The following is a 26855-nucleotide window of genomic DNA, read 5'->3' as shown; positions in this document are numbered from 1 at the left end:
CGCGGCCGCGCGGTATCGGAGGGGGGTCCTTCGCGTGACCCGGCCACCCCGGGGCCGTCCGGCCCGGACCCGCCAGTCGCGGGTCCCCACGTTGCCGCAGCTGATGGGTGCCGCGGTCGAGGCGAATCCGGACGGTATCGCCGTCGTCTTCGCCGATACCGGCGCGACCCTCGGCCAGCTCAGCTACGCCGAACTCGACGACCGGTCCAGCCGGTTGGCCCGGTTGCTCATCGAGCGCGGTGTCGGCCCGGAAGACCTTATCGCCGTCGGTATTCCGCGCTCGCTGGAGTCGGTGATCGCGGTGTGGGCGGTGGCCAAGACCGGTGCCGGGTTCGTACCGGTCGACCCGAATTACCCGGTCGAGCGCGTCGCGCACATGGTGACCGATTCCGGTGCGGTGCTCGGGCTCGCGGTCGCCGAGGTGGCGCCCCAGCTGCCGGATCGGGTCGAGTGGCTGGTCATCGATACACCCGAATTCGCACTGCGCCTCGCGGCATACTCCGGCGAGGCGATCACCTATGCGGACCGGATCCGCGCGGTGCGGGCGGAGAACCCGGCCTATGTCATCTATACCTCCGGCTCCACCGGCAAGCCGAAAGGTGTCGTCGTCACCCAGGCCGGACTGTCCAGCTTCTGCGATGAACAGCGCGAGCGGTATCGCGTCACGAACCAGTCGCGCACACTGCATTTCGCGTCGCCGTCCTTCGATGCGTCGGTGCTCGAGCTGCTGCTCGCACTCGGTGGTGCCGCGACCATGGTGGTGGTCGCGCCGGATATCTATGGCGGCGACGAGTTGGCGACGCTGCTGCGCAGGGAGCGGGTGACGCACGCGTTCATCACCCCGGCCGCGCTCGCCTCGGTCGATCCGGCGGGCCTCGACGACTTCCGGGTCGTCGTCGCCGGTGGTGAGGCCTGTCCGCCGGATCTGGTGCGGCGCTGGGTATTACCGATCGCCGACGGTCGAATCCGCGAGTTCTTCAACGGCTACGGGCCGACCGAGACCACGATCATGACCAATATCAGCGCGCCGATGACACCCGGTGCGGTGGTGACCATCGGCGGCCCGATCCGCGCCATTACCGAATACGTACTCGACGACCGGCTGAACCAGGTACCCACCGGCGTGGTCGGCGAACTGTATATCTCGGGTTCGCAGGTGGCGCGCGGATATCACGACCGGCCCGCGCTGACCGCAACGCGTTTCGTGGCGAATCCGTTCGGCCCCAGTGGTTCTCGGCTCTACGCCACCGGTGATCTGGTGCGCCGGACGGTCGTCGGTGAGATCGAATATGTCGGCCGCAACGACTTCCAGGTCAAGATCCGCGGCTTTCGCATCGAACTCGGCGAGATCGATGCGGTGCTCGGCGCGCACGACAGCGTGGACTTCGTCGTCACCATCGGACACAAACTCGATACCGGCGCAACCATTCTCGCGTCCTACGTGCATCCGGCGGGTGATGCCGTGGTCGATACCGATGAGCTGACCGCCTTCGCCGAACGCTCGCTGCCCGCGCATATGGTGCCGACCGTCATTACCGTGCTCGATACGATTCCGCTGACCCCGGTCGGCAAGCTGGATCGCCGGGCACTGCCCGCACCGGTGCTGGAAACCAAGCAGTACCGTGCGCCGGAGACGGAAATCGAACAGGTCATCGCCGAGGTGCTCGGCGAGGTGCTCGGTATCGAACGCATCGGTCTCGACGACGACTTCTTCGCACTCGGCGGCGACAGCATCACCTCCATCCAGGTGGTGTCGCGGGCCAGGGCACGCGGGGTGATCTTCACGCCCCGAGACGTTTTCGAAACGCGCACGGTCGCGGCCCTCGCGCCGATCGCCACCCAGGGTTCACCGGTCGATACCGGCGCGCAGGGTCCGCTGGTCGAGCTGTCCCAGGCCGATCACGACCGGCTGGCGAGGCAGTATCCGAAGCTCGCCGAGGTGTGGCCGCTGACCCCGCTGCAGTCGGGCATGCTGTTCCACGCGCAATTGGCCGAGTCTTCGGTCGACGCGTATATGACCCAGTTCATGGTCGATCTCGGCGGCGATGTCGATGTCGAGCGACTACGCGCGGCTGCCGTTGCCGTGGTGGGTCGGCATGTGAATCTGCGGGTGGCCTTCGCCGAGGATGGTGCCGGCAATCCGGTGCAGGTCGTGCTCGACGAGGTCGAAGTGCCTTGGCGTGCGGTCGATCTCACCGATCATGTGGACGCCACCGGCGAGTTGCGGCGGATCATGGCCGCAGAACTGGCCGACCATTTCGATATGCGGAGCGCGCCGCTGCTGCGGTTCACCCTGATCCGTACCACGGCCGAGGCCTATCACCTGCTGGTCACCAGCCATCACATCCTCATCGATGGCTGGTCGATGCCATTGCTGACCCAGGATCTGCTGACGCTCTACGTGCTCGGTGGTGACGCGAGCCAGTTGCCGCAGGCCCGCTCCTACCGTGACTATCTGGCCTGGCTCAGTGCGCAGGATCACAGTGCCGCGCGCAAGGCTTGGCGCGAGGTGCTCGACGGTATCACCGAGCCGACACCACTGGCTTCGGTCGATCCGGCTCGCCAAATCGCCTCGGGTGTAGGCGAAGTCGCGTTCGAACTGTCCGAGGCGGAGACCAAGAAGCTGAGCCGGTTGGCCGCCGACGCCGGGGTGACGGTCAATACGGTCATACAGGCGGCCTGGGGACTGTTGATCGGCCGGAGTGTGGATCGCGACGACGTCGTCTTCGGCGCCACCGTTTCCGGGCGGCCGCCGCAGCTCGATGGCATCGAGACCATGGTCGGGTTGTTCCTCAATGCGATTCCGGTCCGGGTCCGGCTGGATGCGAACGACACGCTCGCCGGATTGCTTCGGCAGTTGCAGTCCGAACAGGCGGCGCTGCTGGACCACCACTACGTCGGCCTGAGCGAAATACAGGAAATCGTCGGCGTGGAAGGCCTTTTCGACACGTTAGTGGTGTTCGAATCGTTCCCGGTCGACGAGCAGGCGCTGACTGTGGCGGCAGGTGCGCTCGATGGCATGAGCATCGAGGGCGCGGTCGCGGTGAACGGCACGCACTACCCGGTCACCGTGGTGATCGTGCCCGGCGCTCGCATGCACTTCACCCTGAAATACCTGCGCGATGTCTTCGATGCGACCGCGGCACAGGCACTGGCCCAACGCTTCTCGACATTGATCGGCCGATTCCTCAGCGATCCGTTCGCCAAGCTCGCCGAGGTCGACGCGCTTACCGATGCCGATCGCGTCGCGCTCGAAGCTGTCAATGCCACCGAAGTGGCCGAGCTGCTGGATGATTCGACACTGCTGACGCTGTTCGACGCGCAGGTCGCCCGCACCCCGGACGCGCCCGCGGTGATCTACCGCGATACCACGCTGAGCTACCGCGACCTCGATGCGCGTTCGCAGGAGTTGGCACGGGACCTGGTCGGTCGTGGCGTCGGCCCGGAATCGCTGGTGGCGGTGGCGATGCGGCGCGGTATCGAGATGGTCGTCGCGATCTACGGCGTGCTGCGCGCCGGTGGGGCGTATGTGCCGATCGATCCCGACCATCCGGCCGAGCGCAGTGAATATGTGTTGTCCAGCGCGGCTCCGGTATGTGTTCTGACCACGACCGGGACCGGCTTCCACACCGAGACCGACGCACCGCTGGTCTATGTGGACGCTGACCTTTTCGAGCGAGCCGCAAGCATTCGCCACGCCGCGATCTTCGGTGACCCGCCGACCGACACCATCGCACCGCTGCCCGACAGCACCGCCTATGTCATCTACACCTCCGGCTCGACCGGTCGGCCCAAGGGCGTGGCGATTACACACCGGCAGATGGCGAACCAATTCCGTTGGGCCCAGCGGACCTATCCGCACGGTCCAGGCGATGTGGTCCTGCACAAGACGCCGATCACCTTCGATATCTCCACCTGGGAACTGTTCTGGACCTTGCAGACCGGTGCGGCGGTGGTCATCGCCGAACCGGACGGCCATCGCGAACCCGCGTACCTGGCTCGGGTGATCGACGAATACGCGGTCAGCACGGTGCATTTCGTGCCGTCCATGCTCGACGCGTTCCTCGATGGCGCGCCCGCTGGGGCGGACGCGTACCCGTCGTTGCGGCGGGTCTTCGCCGCTGGTGAGGCATTATCCGCGGACACCGCCGCGCGGTTCAGCACCTTCCTGCCGAATGCGGAACTGTACAACTGGTACGGCCCCGCCGAGGCCACCGTCGTCACCGCCTGCCGGGCCGAAGTCGATGGGCGGGTAGCGATTCCGATCGGCACCGCGGTCGCCAACACCCGGGCGCATGTGCTCGACCGGCAGCTGCGGCCGGTTCCGCTCGGCGCGATCGGCGAGTTGTATGTCGCCGGTGTGCAATTGGCGCGCGGCTATCTGAACGCACCTGCTCTGACCGCCGAACGGTTCGTCGCGCACGCCGGTGGTGCGCGGCTGTATCGCACCGGCGATGTGGTGCGTTGGGTGCCGGGTCGCGATGGTGAATATGCCCTGGAATACCTGGGGCGCAGCGACTTCCAGGTTAAGCTGCGCGGCCAGCGCGTCGAACTCGGTGAGATCGAGACGGTGCTGCTGGGTCTGGACGCCGTGCAGCGCGCGGCGGTCGCACTGGTCAAGGCGAGCACCGGTGATCGGCTGGTCGCGTATGTGGTGGCCGCGCCCGGTACGCAGATCGATGACGATGCCCTGCTCGAGCACGCGCGCGCGGCGCTGCCGTCGTATATGGTCCCGTCCGCGATCGTGCATCTGGATGCCTTGCCGCTCAACGCAAGCGGAAAGCTCGACCGCAAAGCGCTGCCCGCACCGGAGTTCATCGGTCGGCCCTACCGGGAGCCGTCGACAGGGCTGGAATGCACCGTCGCCGAGGTATTCGCCGATGTGCTCGGCATCGAACACGTGGGTGCGGACGACGACTTCTTCGACCTGGGTGGCAATTCGCTGGTCGCCACCCGCGTGGTTGCCCGACTAGGTGCCGCCATCGGTAGCCGCGTCCCGGTGCGCGCCGTCTTCGAGGCGCCGACGGTGTCGGCTCTGGCCGCAGCGGTCGCGCCCGGTGCGGGCCAGCGCCGCCAGGTCCCGCTGGTGGCAGGTCCACGGCCGGACCGGATTCCGCTATCCCTGGCACAGCAGCGGATGTGGTTCCTCAACCAGTTCGATACCGAATCGGCGGTGAACAATCTGCCGGTCGCGGTCCGGCTGACGGGTGCGCTGGATGCCGACGCGTTGCAGCAGGCCGTCGCCGATCTGGTCGAGCGGCACGAAACCCTGCGTACCGTCTACCCGGCCGACCGGGATGGTGTCCCGCATCAGGTGATCGTGCCCGCGGCACAGGCGGTTCCGGATCTGACCCCGCAACGCGTCACGCCGGATGCGGTGCGTGCGAAGGTCGTCGAGATCATCGCCGCCGGATTCGATGTCACCGATCAGGTGCCACTGCGCGGTGCGCTGTTCCAGGTGGTCGCGCCTGAAGACGAGTACGTGCTCGTCTTCGTGGCCCACCACATCAGCGCGGACGGCTGGTCGATGGGACCGATGACCCGCGACCTCATGCTCGCCTATGCCTCGCGCGCGGCCGGTACACCGCCTACCTGGCAGCCGCTGCCGGTGCAGTACGCGGATTTCAGTCTCTGGCAACGGGAAGTGCTCGGTTCCGAGGACGATCCGCGGAGCCTGATCACCGCGCAGGCCGAGTTCTGGCGCACGGCGCTGGCCGGACAGCCCGACGAGCTGAACCTGCCCGCGGACCGGCCACGCCCCATGACACAGTCGTTCGCCGGTGGCACGGTGGGTTTCACGGTCGATCCGCAGGTGCATCGCAGGCTGCGGGAGATCGGCCGCGCACAGAACGCGACGATCTTCATGGTCGTGCACACCGCGCTGGCGATATTCCTGGCGCGTCTGTCGGGGACCGAGGACATCGCGGTGGGCACACCGGTCGCCGGTCGTGGGGCGGCCGAATTGGACGATGTCATCGGCATGTTCGTCAATACGCTGGTGCTGCGGACCCCGGTGCGCGGCGGCGTGACCTTCACGGAATTGCTTTCAGTGGTGCGGGATGCTGACCTGCAGGCGTTCGCGCATGCCGATATTCCGTTCGAGCGGCTGGTCGATCTGCTGAATCCGGAGCGGTCCACGGCGCGGCATCCGCTGTTCCAGGTGGCGCTGTCGTTCCAGAACTTGCCGGACAATTCGTTCGAGCTGCCCGAATTGCGGGTCGACGCGGTCGATCTCGATATCGATACCGCGAAATTCGATCTGTCCCTGGCGATTACCGAGCTGCCGCGCGCGACCGAGGGCATGTACGCGGTGTTCTCCTTCGCGCGTGACCTGTTCGACGAGTCCACCGTGCGGGTGTTCGCGGATCGGTTCGTGCGCTTGCTCGAGGCGATCACTACCCGGCCGGACCTGCCGGTCGGTGATCTGCCGCTGCTGGCCGAATCCGAGGCGAAATTCCTGACCCGGGTGCAACCGGATCATGTGACGGCTGCAGGGCTGCTGCCCGATCTGCTCACGCGCGGGTTGCGTCGCGGTGCGGATCGTACGGCCATTCGCTACCAGGGCCGGTCGATCAGCTATCGCGAACTCGATGAGTACTCGTCGCGGTTGGCCAGGGTGCTGATCGATCGCGGTGTCGGTCCGGAAAGGCTTGTGGCACTGGCATTTCCGCGCTCATATCAGATGGTGGCCGCGGTGTTGGCGGTGTCGAAGGCCGGTGGCGCGCATGTGCCGGTCGACCCGAATTACCCGGTGGATCGGGTGCGGCACATGCTGACCGATTCGGGTGCGCTCGTCGGCCTCACCGCTGCCGAATACCTGGCGGAGCTGCCCGCCGATGTGCAATGGCTCGCGCTCGACGATGCCGCGACCGATGCCCTGTGCGCCGCCCGATCCGCCGCGCCGATCACCGACGCCGACCGGATCATGCCGCTGCGACCGCATCATGTGGCCTACGTGATCTACACCTCGGGCTCGACCGGTATGCCCAAGGGCGTATCCGTGACCCACACCGGACTCGGCAGCCTGGTCGATCACTCGGTCGGCCTGTATCGGCTGCAGCCGAAGCACCGGCTCCTGCATATCTGTTCGCCCAGCTTCGATGTGTCGGTGCTGGAATGGCTTGTCGGACTTTCGGTCGGCGCGACAGTGGTGATCGTGCCCGCGGCCATCATCGGCGGTCCGGAACTGGGTGATCTGCTGCGCGCCGAGCAGGTCACGCATTCGATCATCACCCCTGCGGTGCTCGGCTCGGTGGATCCGGTCGGGCTCGATCAGCTCGAAATGCTCATGGTCTGCGGCGATGCCACCACACCTGAGCTGCTCGGCAAGTGGCAGCCGGGCCGCAGGTACTACAACGGCTACGGCCCGACCGAGGCAACGGTCATCGCTTCCTACGCGCCACTGCGCGCGGGTGAGCCGATCACGATCGGCACACCGGTATACGGCATGTCGGCGCTGGTGCTGGATGCCCGGTTGAACCCGGTTCCGCCGGGCGTGGCGGGGGAGCTGTATCTGTCGGGTGGCGCATTGGCGCGTGGGTATCAGAACCGTCCGGGGCTTTCCGCGGAGCGTTTCGTGGCCAATCCGTGGGGCGAGCCGGGGGCGCGGATGTACCGCACCGGTGACGTGGTGCGCTGGTTCGCCGAACCGGAAGTACGGGCGGGCAATGCGGCGCTGCCATCGATACCGTGGGCGCTGGACTACGTCGGTCGCTCGGACTTCCAGGTGAAGATCCGCGGCTACCGCATCGAACTCGGTGAGATCGATGCCGTGCTCGGCGGGCACGCCGATGTGGAGTTCGTGATCACCGTTGGCAGGCAGAGCGACGCGGGTGTCACGATCCTGGTGTCCTATGTGCTGCCGGTGTCCGGCCGGGTCATCGAGCCCAGCGTGCTCGTCGAGCATGCGGCGCGGCGGCTGCCGCCGCATATGGTGCCGTCCGCGATCGTCGTGCTCGACGAGATCCCATTGACGCCGGTCGGCAAGTTGGATCGAAAGGCGCTGCCGGAACCGGTCTTCGAGCAAGCCGCCTTCCGTGCGCCGAAGACCCATACCGAACAGATCGTGGCGGGCATCTTCGCCGCGGTGCTGCGCGTCGGTGGTTACCTCGGCCTGGACGACGATTTCTTCGCACTCGGCGGAAATTCGCTGCTGGCAACGCAATTGGTGGCGCATCTCGGTGCGGCACTGGATACCCGGGTACCCGTGCGGGTGCTCTTCGATGCATCCACGGTCGCCGAACTCGCCGCCGAAGTGGACCGGCTCACCGGTACCGGCGGACGCAAGGCATTGACGGCGGGCGAACGGCCGCAACACATTCCGCTGTCGCTGGCCCAGCAGCGGATGTGGTTCCTCAACCGGTTCGACACCGACTCCTCGGCCTACAACATTCCGATCGCCGTCCGACTCACCGGCACCCTCGATGTGGCGGCGCTGCGCCAGGCGGTCGCCGATGTGGTCGAGCGGCACGAGATCCTGCGCACCATCTATCCACAGACCGACGCGGGTCCGGTCCAGCTGATCCTTCCTTCGGATGGGGACGTGCCGACACTGGAGGTACGCGAGGTCGCGCCGGATGAACTCGAATCCGCTGTCGTGGAGCTGACTTCGACGATCTTCGACGTCACCAGTGAGGTGCCGGTCCGGGTGGTGCTGTTCGATGTCGCAGGTGCCGATGCGGCGGGAGCAGCGGGTCCGCTGGTGGAAGCTGGTGCGGCCGCGCAGGGCGTTGTGGATGCAGTTGGCGCTCCGGCGGCTCCTGATGCGGAAGCTGGTGTGGCTGCGCGCGGTTCTGTGGATGCCCTCGTCGGTACACCGGGTGCGGCGGGTCCGGATGCGGGAGCTGGCGTAGCGGCGGGCTCTGTCGATGCCGTCGTCGGTGCTACTGCTGGTGCTGCGGCTACGGCAGGTGCCGTCGGAGCGGTTGGTGCGGCGGGTGCGCTTGGTGCTGCCGGTGTGGCGGGTGCCGCAGGTGTGGCGGGTGCTGCCGGTGCCGTTGGTGTCGCCGATGCGGAGGCGGCAGGTGGCGTGGGTGCGGGTGCTGTCGCTCGCGTGGCTCCAACGGGCTCCACAGACGTCCCCATCGAACACGAATATGTGCTTGCCCTGGTGGTGCATCACATCGCAGGTGACGGTTCGTCGGTCGCACCGTTGACCCGCGACCTGATGCTGGCTTATGCGGCCCGCTGCGCGGATGCCGTGCCGGGCTGGGCGCCGCTGACGGTGCAGTACGCGGACTACAGCATCTGGCAGCGCGAAGTGCTCGGCAGCGAGGACGATCCGGAATCGCTGGCGGCCGAGCAGATCGGCTACTGGCGTGACGCACTGGCCGATCTGCCCGAACAGCTGGATCTGCCCGCGGATCGGCCGCGTCCAGCGGTGCAGTCCTTCGCTGGCGGCACCGTCGAGGTGCGCATCGGTCCCGAAACGCACGGTGCCCTCATCGAATTGGCCCGTGCCGAGGGTGCGACGTTGTTCATGGTCGTGCACACCGCGCTGGCCGTCCTGCTGGCGCGGCTCTCGGGCACCGATGACATTGCCATCGGTACTCCGATGTCCGGTCGCGGTGAATCCGCGCTGGACGATCTGATCGGCATGTTCGTCAATACTCTGGTGTTCCGCACCCGAGTGGACGCAGGTGTGAGCTTCACCGAGCTGACCGCGCGTCAGCGAGAAGCCGATATCCGAGCGTTCGCGCATGCCGATATCCCGTTCGAGCGGCTGGTCGAGGTGCTCAACCCGGTCCGCTCGACCGCGCGGCATCCGCTGTTCCAGGTCGGACTGTCCTTCCAGAATCTGGAGCAGACCAGCCTGGAACTGCCCGGCCTCACCGTCTCCGGTGTCGGCATCGACATCCAGGTTGCGCAGTTCGATCTGAACCTCATCGTGAGCGACGCATACGATGCGAACGGCGTGCCGGCCGGTATCGCCGGTCAATTCGTCTACGCGAAGGACCTTTTCGATCAGGCGACGGTCGAGGGCTTCGCGGAACGCTTCACCCGCCTGCTCGACCGGATCATCGCCGCACCGCGCATCCCGGTCGGCGAACTCGACCTGCTGGCACCGGCCGAGCGGCAGCGAATCCTGTTCGAGTGGAACCAGACCGCCGATCCGGTGGCCCCGGAGCGGCTGCTGGACAGCTATCGCCGAGCGGTCGCGGACCATCCCGACGCGATCGCCGTGGTCTACCAGGACACCGAGATTGCCCACCCGTCGCCCGACCACCACCTCCCATCGAGTCGCTGCGCGACGCTGACGTATCGCGAATTCGATCAGCGGGTCAACCGTTTGGCACGGCTGCTGATCGAGCGCGGCGTCGGCACGGAATCCCTGGTGGGCTTGGCGATCCGGCGCTCGCTGGAGCTGGTCGTCGGGATGTACGCGGTCGTGACCGCCGGTGGCGCGTATGTGCCGCTGGATCCGGATCACCCGGCGGAGCGGATCGCGCACATTCTGGATACCGCCCGGCCCGCCGCCGTGCTGACCACCACCGCGGATGCCGTTGCCGTGCCAGCTGGTACGCCGGTACTGCACCTGGATGCGTTGGAGCTGGACGGATTCGACGCGAATCCGGTGCGCGCCGATGAACTGTTGCGTCCGGTGCGTCCGGAGAACCCGGCCTACGTCATCTTCACCTCGGGCTCGACCGGTCGTCCCAAGGGTGTGGCGATATCGCATGCGGCCATCCACAACCAGATCACCTGGATGCTGGCGGAGTATCCGCTCGACGTCGGCGATGTGTACTTCCAGAAGACCGCGACCACCTTCGACGTCTCGCTGTGGGGCTATTTCATGCCGCTGCGCGCGGGCGCGAAACTGGTCGTCGCCAGCCACGACGGCCACCGCGACCCGGCATATATCGCGGAAACCATTGCCGCACAGGGCGTCACGGTCACCGACTTCGTCCCATCGATGCTGACGGTCTTCGCCGCGCACACCCCGGCTGGATCCTGCCCGACGCTGCGGGACATCTTCGTGATCGGCGAGGCGCTGCCGCCGGAAACCGTAGACGCGGTGCGCGCCATATCGAATGCCCGCGTGCACAACCTGTACGGCCCCACCGAGGCCGCCGTCTCGGTGACCTACTGGGAGGCGCGCGGCAATGACCGCCCCAGTGTCCCGATCGGCCTGCCGCAGTGGAACACCCAGGTATATGTGCTGGATTCCCGACTGCATCCGGTGCCGGCGGGCGTGGCCGGTGAGCTGTACCTGGCCGGTGACCAGCTGGCCCGCGGCTATGTGCGCCGCCCCGATCTGACCTCGGACCGGTTCGTTGCCAACCCATTCGGCGAAGGCACCCGCATGTACCGCACCGGTGACCTGGTCGTCCGGCGCGCGACCGGTGTGCTCGACTACCTCGGCCGCACCGACTTCCAGGTCAAATTCCGCGGCCAGCGCATCGAACTCGGCGAAATCGAAACCGCGCTGCTGGCCCAGGCTTCGGTGAGCCAGGCCGTTGCCGTCGTGCTGCCGTCGGCGCTGGGCGACCAGCTGGTCGCGTATGCGGTACCGACCCCCGGTCACCGGATCGATCAGACCGAACTGCTGACCGCGATCGCGGGAACCCTTCCGGCATACATGATTCCGGCGGCCATTGTGGCGCTCGACTCGCTGCCGCTGAATACCAGCGGCAAGCTGGATCGCAAGGCGCTACCGGAACCCGCCTTCGCCAGCCGTGAATTCCGTGCTCCGGCAACACCGGTCGAAGAGATCGTGGCAGGCGTCTTCGGCGATGTACTCGGCTTGGCGCGGGTCGGCGTCGACGACGACTTCTTCGCACTCGGCGGCAATTCGCTGATCGCCACCCAGGTGGTGGCTCGGCTCGGTGCCGCCATCGGCGGCCGGGTGCCGGTGCGCGCCATGTTCGAGGCGTCGACGGTGGGCGGGCTCGCGGTCCAGATCGAGAAGCATGCCGGATCCGGTGGTCGCCGCGCGCTGACCCCTGGGCCGCGTCCGGAGCGGATCCCGTTGTCGATGGCACAGCAGCGGATGTGGTTCCTCAACCAGCTCGATCCGTCCTCGGCGGTGAACAATATTCCGGCCGCGGTGCGGCTGACCGGTGCGCTGGATCCGGTCGCACTGAAGCTGGCCGTCGCGGATGTGATCGAGCGGCACGAGGTACTGCGCACCGTTTATCCACAGACCGATGACGGCCCTGTGCAATTGATCCTGCCCGCCGAACATGCGGTGCCGGATCTGACGCCGGTGCCGGTCAGCGTGGCCGACCTGCCCGTGCATGTCATCGCGACCGCCTCGGCCGGATTCGACGTGACCGCCGAGGTTCCGGTGCGGGCCAAGCTCTTCCGGGTCGAGCCCGACGAGCATGTGCTAGTACTGGTCGCCCATCACATCAGCGCGGACGGCTGGTCCATGGGACCGCTGACCCGCGATCTGATGATCGCCTACGCATCCCGCTCGGCCGGTGCGACACCGGCCTGGGCGCCGCTTCCGGTGCAGTACGCCGATTTCAGCATCTGGCAGCGCGAGGTGCTCGGGTCGGAAGCCGATCCGGACAGCGTCATCACGGCCCAGGCGAACTACTGGCGCAACACACTCGCCGGCATGCCGGACGAGCTGAATCTGCCCGCGGATCGGCCGCGTCCGACGACGCAGTCCTTCCGCGGCGGTCGGGTGGTCTTCTCGATCGACACCGAATTGCACCGTGGGCTGCAAGAACTCGCACGTGCGGAGAAGGCGACCATGTTCATGGTCGTGCACACCGCACTCGCGGTCTTGCTCGCGCGGTTGTCCGGCACCGATGACATCGCCATCGGCACCCCGGTCGCCGGTCGTGGTGCGGCCGAACTCGACGATGTGATCGGCATGTTCGTCAATACCCTCGTGCTGCGCAGTGCGGTAGTCGGCGCTCTGAGTTTCGATGCGCTGCTGGCACATACGAAGGACGCCGATCTAGAGACCTTCGCACACGCGGACATTCCGTTCGAGCGACTGGTCGACTTGCTGAACCCAGCGCGCTCGACCGCACGCCATCCCCTGTTCCAGGTCATGCTCTCGTTCCAGAATCTGCCGGACACCTCGTTCGAACTGCCCGGATTGCGTATCGGCGCGGTCGATCTGGAAATCGATGCCGCGAAATTCGATCTCTCGCTGACCATTCAGGAGGCGGCACAGAATGCCGGTATGGTCGCCGAATTGTCGTTCGCCAGGGATCTTTTCGACGAGGTCACGGTCCGGGGATTCGCGGATCGGTTCGTCGGCCTGCTCGGGCAGATCGTGGCCCGGCCCGACGCACTGGTCGGCGATATCGATCTGCTCAGCGATTCCGAACGGGCCGAGGTGCTGTGGCGGTGGAACGACACCAGCCGTGATCTGGGGGCGGTCGGCACGCTTGTGGATGAATTCGCTCGGCAGGTGGCGGCGACCCCGGACGCGGTCGCGATCGTGGATCCGGCGAGCGGAACTTCGTTGACCTATTCGTTGCCCGACCACTACCCATCATCGAGTCGCTCCGCGACGCTGCCCCACCCGACGCCCGACCACCACCCCTTATCGAGTCGGTCCGCGACGCTGACATATGCCGAATTCGCTGCGCGTGTGCACCGATTGGCGCGGCGGTTGATCGAGGCGGGTGTGGGTCCGGAAAAGCTTGTCGCCCTCGGCCTGCGGCGTTCGGTCGATTTCGTGGTCGCCGCCTACGCCGTGCAGGAGGCCGGTGGCGGTTATGTGCCAGTCGACCTCGAACAGCCCGCCGAGCGGATCCGCTATGTGCTCGAGTCGGCCGCACCGGTGTGCGTGCTGACCACCTCGCGCGACGACTTCGCTACCGAGCTGCCCACTTTCACGATCGATGAACTGGACCTTTCCGGCCACTCGGACGAGCCGGTCACCGACGCCGAGCGGATAGCGCCGCTTCGGCCGAGCAACCCCGCATACGTCATCTTCACCTCCGGTTCGACCGGTCGGCCGAAGGGGGTGGCGGTACCGCATTCAGCGGTGGTGAACCAGATCCGTTGGATCACCGATGAATACGGCATCGGTGCCGATGACATCGTGCTGTTCAAGACGCCTGCCACATTCGACGTGTCCGTCTGGGAGCTGTTCGGCCCGTTGTCCACCGGCGGCCGAATCGTCGTGGCCAGCCCGGATGGCCATCGTGACCCGCAGTACCTCGCGGAAGTCATTGCGGCCGAACAGGTCACCATGACCTCGTTCGTCCCCTCGATGCTGACCGTCTTCGCGGGCGCGGTCGACGCCTCCACCCTCGCATCGCTGCGTACTCTGCTGATCGCCGGTGAGGCATGCTCCGCCGACGCGGTTCGAACAATCCGCAAGGTCAGCTCGGCCGAGCTCTACAATCTTTACGGACCGACCGAATTCGCCGTTCACGCGACCCACAGTCCGGTGGCCGCCGATATCGAGGGCGCGGTGCCGATCGGTCTGCCGGTCTGGAATGCCCAAGCGTACGTGTTGGATTCCCGACTGCACCCGGTGCCATGGGGTGTGGCGGGCGAGTTGTACTTGGCCGGTGCACAGTTGGCGCGCGGTTACGCGGGCCGCACCGATCTGACATCGGATCGGTTCGTCGCCAACCCATTCGGTGCACCCGGTTCCCGGATGTATCGCACCGGCGACCTGGTCACCCGCAAGGCCGACGGTGCGATCGTCTACCTGGGCCGCACCGACTTCCAGGTCAAGCTGCGCGGTCTGCGCATCGAACTCGGCGAGGTCGAAACCGCCCTTACCGCACACGATTCGGTGGCACAGGCAGTGGCGGTGGTGCGTTCGGATCAACTCGTCGCTTACGTCGTAGCCGCGACCACGGTCGATGCCGAGGCACTGGGGACCCATGTCGCCGAACACCTTCCGTCCTATATGGTTCCGGCCGCCATCATCGAACTCGATGCCATGCCGTTGAACCCCAACGGCAAGCTCGATCGCCGAGCGCTGCCCGAACCCGTCTTCGCGCCACGGGAGTTCCGCGCACCGACGACCCCGCTCGAATCGACCGTCGCCGATGTCTTCGCCGAGGTGATCGGCGTCGACCGGGTCGGCCTCGACGACGACTTCTTCGGCTTGGGCGGTAATTCACTGCTGGCCGCCCAGGTGGTCAGCCGACTGCGCAAGGTGACCGGTGCGCAGATCAAGGTCGCCTGGTTCTTCACCGAGCCGACGGTGCTCGGCATCTCGAAGCAGATCACCGCGGCGCTCGACCGCGGACACGATTACGAATCCAGCTCGGCGGCCGCGCTCGGCGTGATCCTCCCGATCCGTGCCGCGGGCAGCAGGCCGCCGCTGTTCTGCGTGCACCCGCTGGCCGGACTGTCGTGGTCCTATGCCGGACTGGCCCGAGTCCTCCCGGCCGACCAACCGATCTACGGCATCCAGACGCCCGCGCTCACCGAGGACGACTACCACCCGAACTCGATGGCGGAGATCGTGCGCCGCTATGTCGCCGAGATCCGTGCGGTGCGGCCCGAGGGACCGTACCGGATACTCGGTTGGTCGCTCGGCGGCAAACTGGCCCACGCGGTGGCGACCGAATTGCAGACCGACGGCGCGCAGGTCGAGTTGCTCGCGATCCTGGACGCCTACCCGGGCGGCGACTTCACCGATTTCCGGAACCAGATCCGCGAGGCCTTCACCGAATTGGGTCTGGATGCCTCGGCACTGCCCGCGGCGGAAAACCTGCAGGAAATCGGCGACGAGGCCGTGGCAGCGCTGCACGCGATGGCCGTCGGCCAGGGCGTGGACGTGCTCACACCCGAACGACTGCGGCTGATCTACCGCGCCGCCATGCGCACGGTCGAGCTGGAGTCGCAGTACCGGCCGGGGGTATTCGAGGGGACGCTCGAGTTCTTCCGCGCGACGGTAGACGCCGAGGCCCGAGGCGATCGCACCCCCGCCGACTGGCAGCCTTTCGTCTCCGATGAGATCATCGATCGCCCGATCGGGTCGACGCACGAGTTGATGACCTCTCCCGAAGCGTTGGCCGAGATCGGTCCCCGGCTCGCTGAGCTGCTCGAAACCCCCGAGCGGTAGCGATCGGCCGGGGAACGCAGGCAGATCGTCGGCGGGAACAAGCGGCCATTGCGGTTACGATCGGCGTCTGACCATGCGATGCTTCTGAGCAAGCGCTGGGAGGGGAGCACTTTTTAGGGATTACAGGGTAGGTGAGCTCCTTCATGTTTCGGGTGGTTGCACAACGTCGGCATGAGGAAGCTGGGTTGTTTCGAGCGACCTGCGCGCAGTCGCAAGCGGTGACCAGGTGACGCGCCAGGCTCGGGTGCGGCCGGCTCGGACACGGACGCAGCGGACGCGCGTCATCACCCTGCCGCAGCTGATGGCGGCCGCCGTCGAGGCGAATCCCGGCGGCCTCGCCGTGGTATTCGCCGATGCCGATGCCACTTCCGGCGGGCTGACCTATGCCGAGTTGGATGAGCGTTCGACCCGGCTGGCCCGGCTGCTCATCGATCGTGGTGTCGGACCGGAGGATCTGGTCGCGGTGGCCGTTCCGCGCTCGGTGGATTCGGTGCTCGCGGTGTGGGCGGTGGCCAAGACCGGCGCCGGATTCGTGCCGGTCGACCCGCACTATCCGGCGGATCGGGTCGCGCACATGCTGACCGACTCCGCGGTGAGCTTCGGCCTGACCGTCGCCGCGGTCCGCCGCGGCCTGCCCGACTACACAGAATGGCTGATCCTCGACGACCCGATCACCGCGCAACTGCTGCAGCGGTATCCGGTGGACCGGGTGACCAATCAGGATCGGGTGCGACCACTGCACGGCGCACATCCGGCCTACGTCATCTACACCTCGGGCTCGACCGGCGTCCCCAAGGGCGTGCTGGTCACCCACCAGGGATTATCCGGCTTCTGCGATGAGCAGCGGACCCGCTACCGGGTGACGAGCGCCGCCCGGACACTGCATTTCGCCTCGCCGTCCTTCGACGCGTCGGTGCTGGAACTGCTGTTGGCACTCGGCGGTGCGGCCACCATGGTTGTCGTCTCGCCGACCGTCTACGGCGGCGCGGAATTGGCCGCGGTGCTGCGGCGCGAGCGGGTGACCCACGCCTTCGTCACGCCCGCGGCCCTGGCCTCGGTCGAGCCCGACGGACTCGACGAACTACGGGTCGTGGTGACCGGCGGTGAGGCCTGCCCGCCGCAGTTGGTGCGGCGCTGGGTATTACCGATCGCGGGCGGGCTGCTGCGCGAATTCTTCGATGCCTACGGTCCGACCGAGGCCACCATCGCCACCAATATCACCGCGCCGATGGTGCCGTGGGAGCCGCTGACGCTCGGCCCGCCGATCCACGGCATCGCCGCCTATGTGCTCAACGATCGGCTGGTGCCGGTGCCGAACCGGGTGGTCGGCGAACTGTATGTCGCCGGTGCGCAACTGGCGCGCGGTTATCTCGGCCAACAAGCTCTTACCGCGGCCCGATTCGTGGCCAATCCGTTCGAACCGGGCACCCGGCTCTACCGCACCGGCGATCTGGTGCGCTGGACCGCGACCGGTGAACTGGAGTACCTCGGCCGCAACGACTCCCAGGTGAAGATCCGCGGCTTCCGCATCGAACTCACCGAAATCGACGCGGTACTCGGCTCATACGATCGCGTGGACTTCGCGGTGACCGTCGGGCACGAACTCGACAGCGGTACCACCGTATTGGCCTCCTATGTGCACCCCATCGACGGGCATAACGTCGATATGGCGGAACTGAAGGCCCTGGCAGAGCGGAAATTGCCGGCACATATGGTGCCCGCGTCCATCACGGTGCTCGATACGGTGCCGCTGACGCCGATGGGCAAACTGGACCGCAAGGCGCTGCCCGCACCGGTATTCGAGGCCAAGGTATTCCGCGCACCGACCACGCCGGTCGAGGAGATCGTCGCGGGCACCTTCGGCGATGTGCTCGGTGTCGCGCGCGTCGGACTCGATGACGACTTCTTCGAGCTAGGCGGCAATTCGCTGCTGGCCACCCAGGTGACCGCGCGACTGGATGCGGCGCTGGATACGCAGTTGGCGGTCCGCGATCTGTTCCACGCCTCGACGGTCGCCGCCTTCACCGCCGTGGTCGAACGCACCGCCGGATCCGGCCGGAGTCGGCCGCGGCTGGTCGCGGGGGAGCGGCCCGAGCTGATTCCGCTGTCGCTGGCGCAGCAGCGGTACTGGTTCCTCAACCAATTCGATACCGAGACCTCGGCGGTGGACAATATTCCGCTCGCCGTGCGGCTCACCGGTGAGCTGGATGCGGCGGCGCTGGGGCTGGCCATCGGCGATGTGCTGTCCCGGCACGAAGTACTGCGGACCACCTATCCAACCATCGGGGGGCGGCCGCACCAGGTCATCCATCCGGTGCCGGATACCCGGTTCGCCATGGTGCCGGTCGATGTGACCGAGGACGAACTGGTGTCTCGGCTCATCGACTTCGCGGTGCTGACCTTCGATGTGACCGTCGAGGTTCCGGTCGCGGTCGCGCTGTTCCGCCTGGCACCGCGCGAGCATGTGATCGCCCTGACCGTGCATCATGTCGCGGCCGACGGCGCATCGTTGGGACCGCTCGCCCGCGATCTCATGGTCGCCTACGCCGCGCGGATGCACGGGCAGGCGCCGCAGTGGCAGCCGCTGCCGGTGCAATACGCCGACTACGCGCTGTGGGAGCGCGAGGCGCTCGGCGACGAGGATGATCCGGAATCGCCCGCCGCGCAGCAGATCGCGTACTGGCGGCGGACCCTGGCCGGGTTGCCGGACCAGATCGAACTGCCGACCGACCGTCCGCGGCCCCCGGCCCAGTCGTTCCAGGGCAGGTCGGTGCGATTCGAGATCTCGGCGGATCGGCACGCGAAACTGCATGCGCTGGCGCGGGCCAATCACGCCTCGCTGTTCATGGTCGTGCATGCGGCGCTCGCGGTGCTGTTGGCACGGCTGTCGGGCACCGACGACGTCGCGGTCGGTACGCCCATCGCAGGACGTGGCGAGCGCGAACTCGATGATCTGATCGGCATGTTCGTCAACACACTGGTGTTCCGGACGCGAGTACGTCCCGGTGATACCTTCGCCGCTCTGCTCGCCGACGTGCGCGAGCGTGATCTCGAGGCCTTCGCCAATGCCGATGTGCCGTTCGAGCGAATCGTCGAGGCGCTGAATCCGGTTCGCTCGATTGCCCGCAATCCGCTGTTCCAGGTGGGTCTGTCCTTCCAGAACCTGGCCGAAACCACCCTGGAGCTGCCCGGACTTTCGGTCGCGACGGTCGATTTCGATCTGCGGCTGGCCAAGACGGATCTGCACATCTCACTGGCCGACCGCTACACCGACGACGGTGCGCCCGCCGGAATGGTGGCCGACTTCGGCTATGCCACCGATCTATTCGACGAGCCGACGGTGCAGGGCTTCGCCGACCGATTCGTCCGGGTGCTCGATGCCGTGCTCGCCGACGCGGCGGTGCGGGTCGGTGAGATCGAACTGCTTGCCAGGGACGAGAGTTCGCGGATTCTGGCGGCTTGGAACGACACCGCGCACCCGGTCGATACGACGGCGACCTTGGTGTCGCTCCTGGATGCGACGGTGGCCGCCGACCCGGATGCGGTGGCGGTGGTATCCGATCAGCCGGGACGCAAGCTCAGCTACGGCGAACTCGATGCCAGGGTGAATCGGTTGGCGCGGTATCTGATCGAGCGCGGCGTGCGCCCGGAGGACCGGGTGGCAGTGGGCATCCGCCGGTCGGTCGATCTGATCGTCGCCATGTACGCGGTGGCGAAATCCGGTGCGGCGTATGTGCCCATCGATCCGGACCAACCCGCCGAACGGGTCGAGTACATCCTGCGGACCGCGGGACCGGTCTGCCTGCTTAGCTCGGTACACGACGGCTTCCACACCGATGCCGTCGATTCCGTGACGATCGATGAGCTCGACCTGTCGCACTATCCGGACGCTCCGCTCACGGCGCGCGAACGTCGCGGTGCGCTGCTACCGGGGAATACCGCGTACGTGATCTACACGTCCGGTTCGACCGGCCAGCCGAAGGGGGTGGCGGTTCCGCACTGTGCGATCGTCAACCAGTTGCTCTGGGAGACAACCGAATTCGGTCTCGGTGCCGATGATGTGGTGCTGCTCAAGACGGTGGCCACCTTCGATCTGTCGGTCTGGGAGTTCTGGACAGCGGCGGTATGCGGTGGCACGGTGGTCATCGCCGAACCGGATGGTCATCGGGATCCGGCCTATCTGAACGAATTGATGGCGCGCGAGTCGGTGACGACCCTGCATGTCGTGCCATCGATGCTGGACGCACTGTCGACGGGGCACCTGTCCCGATCGCTGCGCCGGGTGCTGGCCATCGGTGAGACGCTACCGGCCACCACCGCACAGCGATTCCGTCAAGGCAATGGCGCGGACCTGTTCAACCTGTACGGCCCCACCGAGGCCGCGGTGTCGATCACCAACCACCGGGTGACCGACGCCGACGCGGTAACGGTGCCGATCGGCGCGCCGCAGTGGAACAGCCATGTCTACGTACTGGATTCGCGCCTGCGGCCCGTGCCGGTCGGCGTATCCGGCGAGTTGTACCTGGCCGGTGCGCAATTGGCGCGCGGCTACTTCGGGCGGACCGATCTGACCGCGGAACGGTTCGTGGCCAACCCGTTCGAATCCGGTGCCCGCATGTATCGCACCGGCGATCTGGTGTCCTGGAACGAGCACGGCGAACTGGAGTACCACGGCCGCACCGACCTCCAGGTGAAGATCCGCGGTTTCCGCATCGAACTCGGCGAGATCGAGACCGCGCTGCTGGCCCGGCCCGAGATCGCGCAGGCCGCTGTGCTCGTCAAATCCGATGCGCGCATCGGTGATTGGCTGGTCGCCTATGTCGTACCGGTCGACGAGATCGTGGTCGCCGAACTGAAGGCGGCACTGGCCGCGGTACTGCCCTCGTACATGATGCCCAATGCTTTTGTGACGCTGACGGCCCTGCCACGCAATGCGAACGGCAAGCTGGATCGCGCCGCGCTGCCCGATCCGGAGTTCGAGACCCAGGTCTTCCGCGCGCCCGCGACACCGGTCGAGGAGATCGTGGCCGGTGTCTTCGGCGATGTGCTCGGCGTGCAGCGGGTCGGGCGCGATGACGATTTCTTTGCCATGGGCGGTAATTCGCTGCTGGCCACCCAGGTGGCGGCCAGGGTCGGCGACGCGTTGGACACCAAGGTGCTGGTGCGCTCGATCTTCGAGACACCGACCGTGGCCGGACTCGCCGCCAAGGTCGAAGCTCATGCCGGTTCCGGTCGACAACAGCCGCTGCTGGCCGGGCTACGCCCCGAACAGGTTCCGCTGTCGCTGGCGCAGTTGCGGATGTGGTTCATCAACCAGTTCGATCCCAGCTCGACGGCCTATCACATCCCGGTGGCGATCCGGCTGTCCGGCGAACTCGATATCGCCGCATTGGGTTCGGCGGTCGAGGATCTGGTGGCGCGGCACGAGGTACTGCGCACCGTCTACCCGCAGACCGCCGACGGTCCGGTGCAGGAGGTACTCGCACCCAACGAGGTGCCGATCGATCTGGTCCCGATACCGATCGCGGAATCGGAGGCGGTTGAGCAGGTACAGCGGATCGTCGCGATGGGCTTCGATGTCACCGTCGATGTGCCCTTCCGCACGGCTCTGTTCCGGCTCGATACTGGCGATCACATCCTGGTGTTCGTCGCCCATCACATCGGCGCCGACGGCTGGTCGATGTCGCCGCTGGTCCGTGACGTCATGCTGGCCTACTCGGCGCGCAGCGCGGGCGAGGTTCCCTCGTGGTCACCGCTGCCGGTGCAGTATGCGGATTTCAGTGTCTGGCAACGCGCCGTGCTCGGCTCCGAGGACGACCCGGCGAGCCTGATCTCGGCCCAGGCCGAATACTGGCGCAGCGCACTGGCCGATCTGCCCGACGAACTGAACCTGCCCACCGACCGACCGCGCCCGGCGCTGCGGACCTTCACCGGCGGGCGCACCGAATTCGAGATCGACCCGCTGGTGCACGCCGGTCTGGTGCGCCTGGCCCGCCGACACAACGCCACCATGTTCATGGTGGTGCACGCCGCGCTGTCGGTATTCCTGGCGCGCATGTCCGGCACCGACGATATCGCCATCGGCACCCCGGTCGCAGGTCGCGGCGCGGCCGAACTCGACGACATGATCGGCATGTTCGTCAACACGCTGGTGCTGCGGCTACCGGTGCCCAACGACCGCACCTTCGGTGATCTGCTCGCCCATGCCAAAGACACCGATCTACAGGCCTTTTCGCATGCCGACCTGCCGTTCGAGCGGCTGGTCGAACTGCTGAACCCGCCGCGTTCCACGGCTCGGCACCCGCTGTTCCAGGTGTCGATGTCGTATCTGAACCTGCCGACCAGCACCTTCGAACTGCCCGGATTACGTGCGGAGACCTTCGATTTCGCCGTCGACACCGCGAAATTCGATCTGTCGCTGACCGTGTGGGCGTCGGGCACCGCCGCGGAAAGTCTGCGCGGTGAGTTCAACTTCGCGCGAGACCTGTTCGACGACAAGACGATCGAGATGTTCGCGGCCCGGTTCACCCGGCTGCTCACCGAGATCGTCGCCCGCCCGGACGCCCCGATCGGTGACCTGCGGCTGCTCGGTGCGGCCGAGGAGCAGGCCCTGACACCGGTGCGGCGTGGCGAGACGCCCGTCGTCCGGCTGCTGCCGGACCTGTTGACCAGCGCGGTCAGCGTCGATCCCGAACATGTCGCGGTGCGCACGGCCGGTCGCTCGATCTCCTACCGCGAACTGGACGAATACTCCTCGCGACTGGCTCGGGTGCTGATCGATCGCGGCGTCGGCCCGGAGCGCCTTGTCGCCCTTGCCTTCCCGCGTTCCCTGGAAATGGTCGCGGCCTTCTGGGCCGTCGCCAAGGCCGGTGGTGCGCATGTGCCGATCGACCCGACCTATCCGACGGACCGGATCCGGCACATGGTCACCGATTCCGGTGTCGTTCTCGGCATCACCACCTCCACCTATACCGAGCGGCTGCCCGAGGAGTCGACCGCAACCAGCTGGCTACAGCTCGACGATCCCGCGATCCACGCGGCCGTCGCGAGTAAGTCGCCCGCGCCCATCACCGATGCCGAGCGGCTGGCGACACTGCTGCCACAGCATCCGGCGTACGTCATCTACACCTCCGGCTCGACGGGCACCCCGAAGGGCGTCACCGTCACCCATGTCGGCGTCGGCGGCGCCGTCGCGAACGCCAGCGCCGTTTTCCAGCTCGGTCCGCAGCATCGGTTCCTACATCTGTGCTCGCCGAGCTTCGATCCGTCGATTCTGGAGTGGCTGTGCACTTTCCACAACGGCGCGACGCTGGTCATCGTGCCGTCCACCACCCTCGGCGGACCGGATCTGACCGCCCTGCTGCGCACCGAGCGGGTCACCCACGCGATCTTCACCCCCGCCGTGCTCGGCACCGTCGATCCGGCCGGTCTGGACGAATTCCGCTACCTGTGCTGCGGTGGCGAGTCCACCTCGCCCGAGCTGGTCGCCAAATGGCAACCGGGACGGCACTTCATCAATGGCTACGGACCGACCGAGGCCACGGTGGCGGCGTCCTGGAGCGAGATGATCGCCGGACAGCGCATCACCATCGGCGGCCCGGTGCCAGGAACGTCGATGGTGGTGCTGGATTCGCGGCTGCGTCCGGTGCCGCCCGGCGCCGTCGGCGAGCTGTATCTCGGTGGCGCCGCGCTGGCCCGCGGCTACCACGACCGTCCGACGCTGACCGCGGAACGCTTCGTCGCCGATCCATGGGGACCGCCCGGTGCGCGGATGTATCGCACCGGCGATCTGGTGCGCTGGGTCGGCGAACCGGGCGAGTGGGAGCTCGAATACATCGGTCGCACGGACTTCCAGCTCAAGATCCGCGGACTGCGCATCGAACTCGGTGAGATCGACGCGGTGTTCAGCGGTCACGACGATGTCGAGTTCGCCGTCACGATCGGTCGGGAAACCCCAACGGGGGAAAAGATTCTCGTCGCCTACGTGCTTCCGGTGCCGGGGCGGTCCATCGATACCGGTGCGCTCACCGAATACGCCGCGCGCAGCCTGCCTCGACATATGGTGCCCTCGGCGGTGGTGGTACTCGATATGGTGCCGCTGACCCCGGTCGGCAAGCTCGACCGCGCGGCGCTGCCCGCACCCGAACTCGCCCCGCGCCCCTACCTCGCGCCGTCGACCGCGCAGGAACAGGCCGTCGCCGACGTATACGCCGAGGTTCTCGGCATCGACCGGGTCGGCTCCGACGACGATTTCTTCGCACTCGGCGGCAGTTCGCTGGCCGCCATGCGTGCGGTGCACAAACTGCGCGAGCTGACCGGTATCGCGGTTCAGGTGCAGTGGTTCTTCACCGATCCGACCGTCGCGGCGCTCACCCAGCGCATCATGGACGCCGACGAAACCGAGGTATACGAATACGGATTGAACGCCGAGGCCGCACTCGACGTGCTGCTGCCGATCCGGCACGGTACCGGCGAGGCGCTGTTCTGCATCCATCCGATGGCCGGATTGTCCTGGTGCTATACCGGTCTCGCGCAGTACCTGCCCGCCGACCGTCCGATCTTCGGTGTGCAATCGCCCGCGCTGTCCGAATCGGACTTCCGGCCGGATTCGCTGGATGCCATCGCCCGGCGCTATGTCGAGGAGATCCGCGCGGTGCAGCCCGAGGGGCCGTATCGGTTGCTCGGCTGGTCGCTCGGTGGTGCGCTGGCGCATGCGGTCGCGGTCGAATTGCAGTCCGCGGGTGCGCAGGTAGCCCTGCTCGCCATGCTGGACAGCCGCACCGGCGGCAATATCGCCGACTTCTGGGCGGAACTCCGCTCGGCCTTCGCCGAACTCGGCATCGGCCCGGACATGCTGGGCGACACCAATATCCGCAACCTCACCGAAGAGGCGCTCGCGGTGCTGTACGCCAACATCCCGCCGGAACTGGCACTGCTGACTCCGGAACGGCTGCGCCAGAGCTACCGTGGCGCGGTGCGCTCGGTGGAACTCGGAATCAACCATCAGCACAAGGTTTTCCACGGCACGCTCGAGTTCTTCAGCGCCACCGGCCACACCGCCGAATCCCGCGCCTGGCGGGCGTATGTCGACGGCACGATCAACGAGCATCCGGTCGCGGCGACCCATGAGCTGATGACCTCGCCGGCGGCCTTCGCCGAAATCGGACCGGTCCTGGCTGCTCTGCTCGCCGAGCCCGAGTCGCCGATCGAGAATGTGGAGCCGACCGAAGTCGAGGCCGAATACGCGCACGCGCCGGAGGGATACGAGTACGCGGCACCGCTCGCCGATCCGGCCGCGTTCGACCACGACTATCCGACATCGGTGCTGGTCCCGATACCGATCGATGCCCCGGAACCGACCGAGGACACGGCAGTGGCCGATGACCTGCCCCCGACGGTCGAGGCCCCGGTACTGGAACTCGACGACGACGAACCCGAGATTGTCGATGAACCCCAGCGGGTCCCATTCGCGGTCATCCACGACGACGACCCGATCGAATTCGCCGTCGCGCACCGTCCCGACGAACCCGACGACGCCCCCATCTCGCTGTCGCTGACCCCGAATGCCGTGCGGCTCTTGGACTCCGGCGTCGAACTGCGCGTGCTCACCCTGGAGATCCCGCCCAACTACTCACCGGAAGCGGTGCAATTCGCCGTCGATACGGTGCTCGAACAGCATCCGATGCTGTGGGTGCGGCTGCATCGTGACGGTGCGGGCGCCCCGGTCTTCGAGATCCCGGCCGAGGCGCAGCGTCTCGACGAGGCCTTCCTCGGCCTGGAGTACGGCATCGACCAGAGCCCGCCGCCGGTCGACGATGTGGTGCGCGCGGTCGCCTCCGAACTCGATCCGGCACGCGGCCGCAATATCCGCTTCGTCCTGGTCGGCGGCCGCGAGGTGCCCACGACCATGGTCATCGTCGCCAATGGCCTCGTCGTGGACGACACCTCGTGGCGCACCATCATCGACAAGCTGTCGCTGGCCTGGTCGCGCGGCAGGCACCGCACGCCCGCCGTGCCCGAGGCCGGGCTGTCCGACTTACTGAGGGTGCTGTCCGAGGGCGCGAGCGGCCCAGCAGCAATCGAGGAAGTGGCGTGGTGGCACCACACGCTGAGCGCGGTTCCCGCCGCCAAGGCCGGTGCCACGAACAATAACCTGCGCGCGCGGCGCCGGGTCTCGCTGACCATCACCCCCGAGGGCACCGCCGCCGTCGTCGCGGCAGCCGCCGCGCACCGTGCCAGCGTCGACGAAGTACTGCTCACCGCCCTCGCGCTCGCCCAGATCACCTCCGCGGGCGAAACCGTCACCGAGGCCATCGGCCCGGTGGTCCGGCTGCCCGCCGATAGCCGGGCGATGGCCGAGACCGATACCCTCGTCGGCGCCTTCACCACCGATTACCCGCTTCCGCTGCGGCTGGAGGGGGTGAACATCGAGGAGGCGCTGATCGGTGGTCGCGCCGCGGGCGTCGCGATCGAGCAGGTCAAACGGCTCACCGATGCCGTGCCGTCCTACGGCGTCGGTTATGGCCTGCTGCGTTATCTCAATCCCGATACCGCCGCCGCCCTGACCGCACTCCCCACCGGCCCGTGCGCGTTGCGCTATCGCGATCTGCGCCCGGCGCGCGTGCACACCGACGCACCGGCCACGGATCTGCTGCTCGATATCACCGCCGACGCCACCGCCGACGGCCTGCTAGTGCGCTTCGACTACGCGGCCGAAGTTTTCGGTGGCGACGAGGTCAAGACCTTCGCCGAACACTGGATCCGGGCGCTCGGCGGGCTGGCCGAATACGGTCAGCGATATCCGGGGCGACCGTGATCACATTCCGGCCCTTCAGGCATGATGGAGCAACATTGT

Annotated in this window: 2 protein-coding genes; both read left to right on the top strand. The window is 67.0% G+C overall.

The window, feature by feature from the left end; genetic code table 11:
• Positions 1-34 precede the first annotated feature (34 nt).
• A complete protein-coding gene (locus ACQP1T_RS35360; RefSeq protein ID WP_433757319.1) occupies positions 35-16000 on the top strand; it encodes an amino acid adenylation domain-containing protein in 15966 nt (5321 codons plus the stop codon).
• A 226-nt stretch (positions 16001-16226) separates the two neighbouring features.
• Positions 16227-26816, top strand: coding sequence for an amino acid adenylation domain-containing protein (locus tag ACQP1T_RS35355; RefSeq protein WP_433757318.1), 10590 nt, complete (start codon positions 16227-16229; stop codon positions 26814-26816).
• Positions 26817-26855 lie beyond the last annotated feature (39 nt).

The organism is Nocardia sp. CA-135398 (genome assembly GCF_050955845.1).
In the GTDB taxonomy this organism is placed as follows: Bacteria; Actinomycetota; Actinomycetes; order Mycobacteriales; family Mycobacteriaceae; genus Nocardia.
Note: the sequence above shows the minus strand (reverse complement) of the source record. Positions and strands in the feature narration are given on the sequence as shown.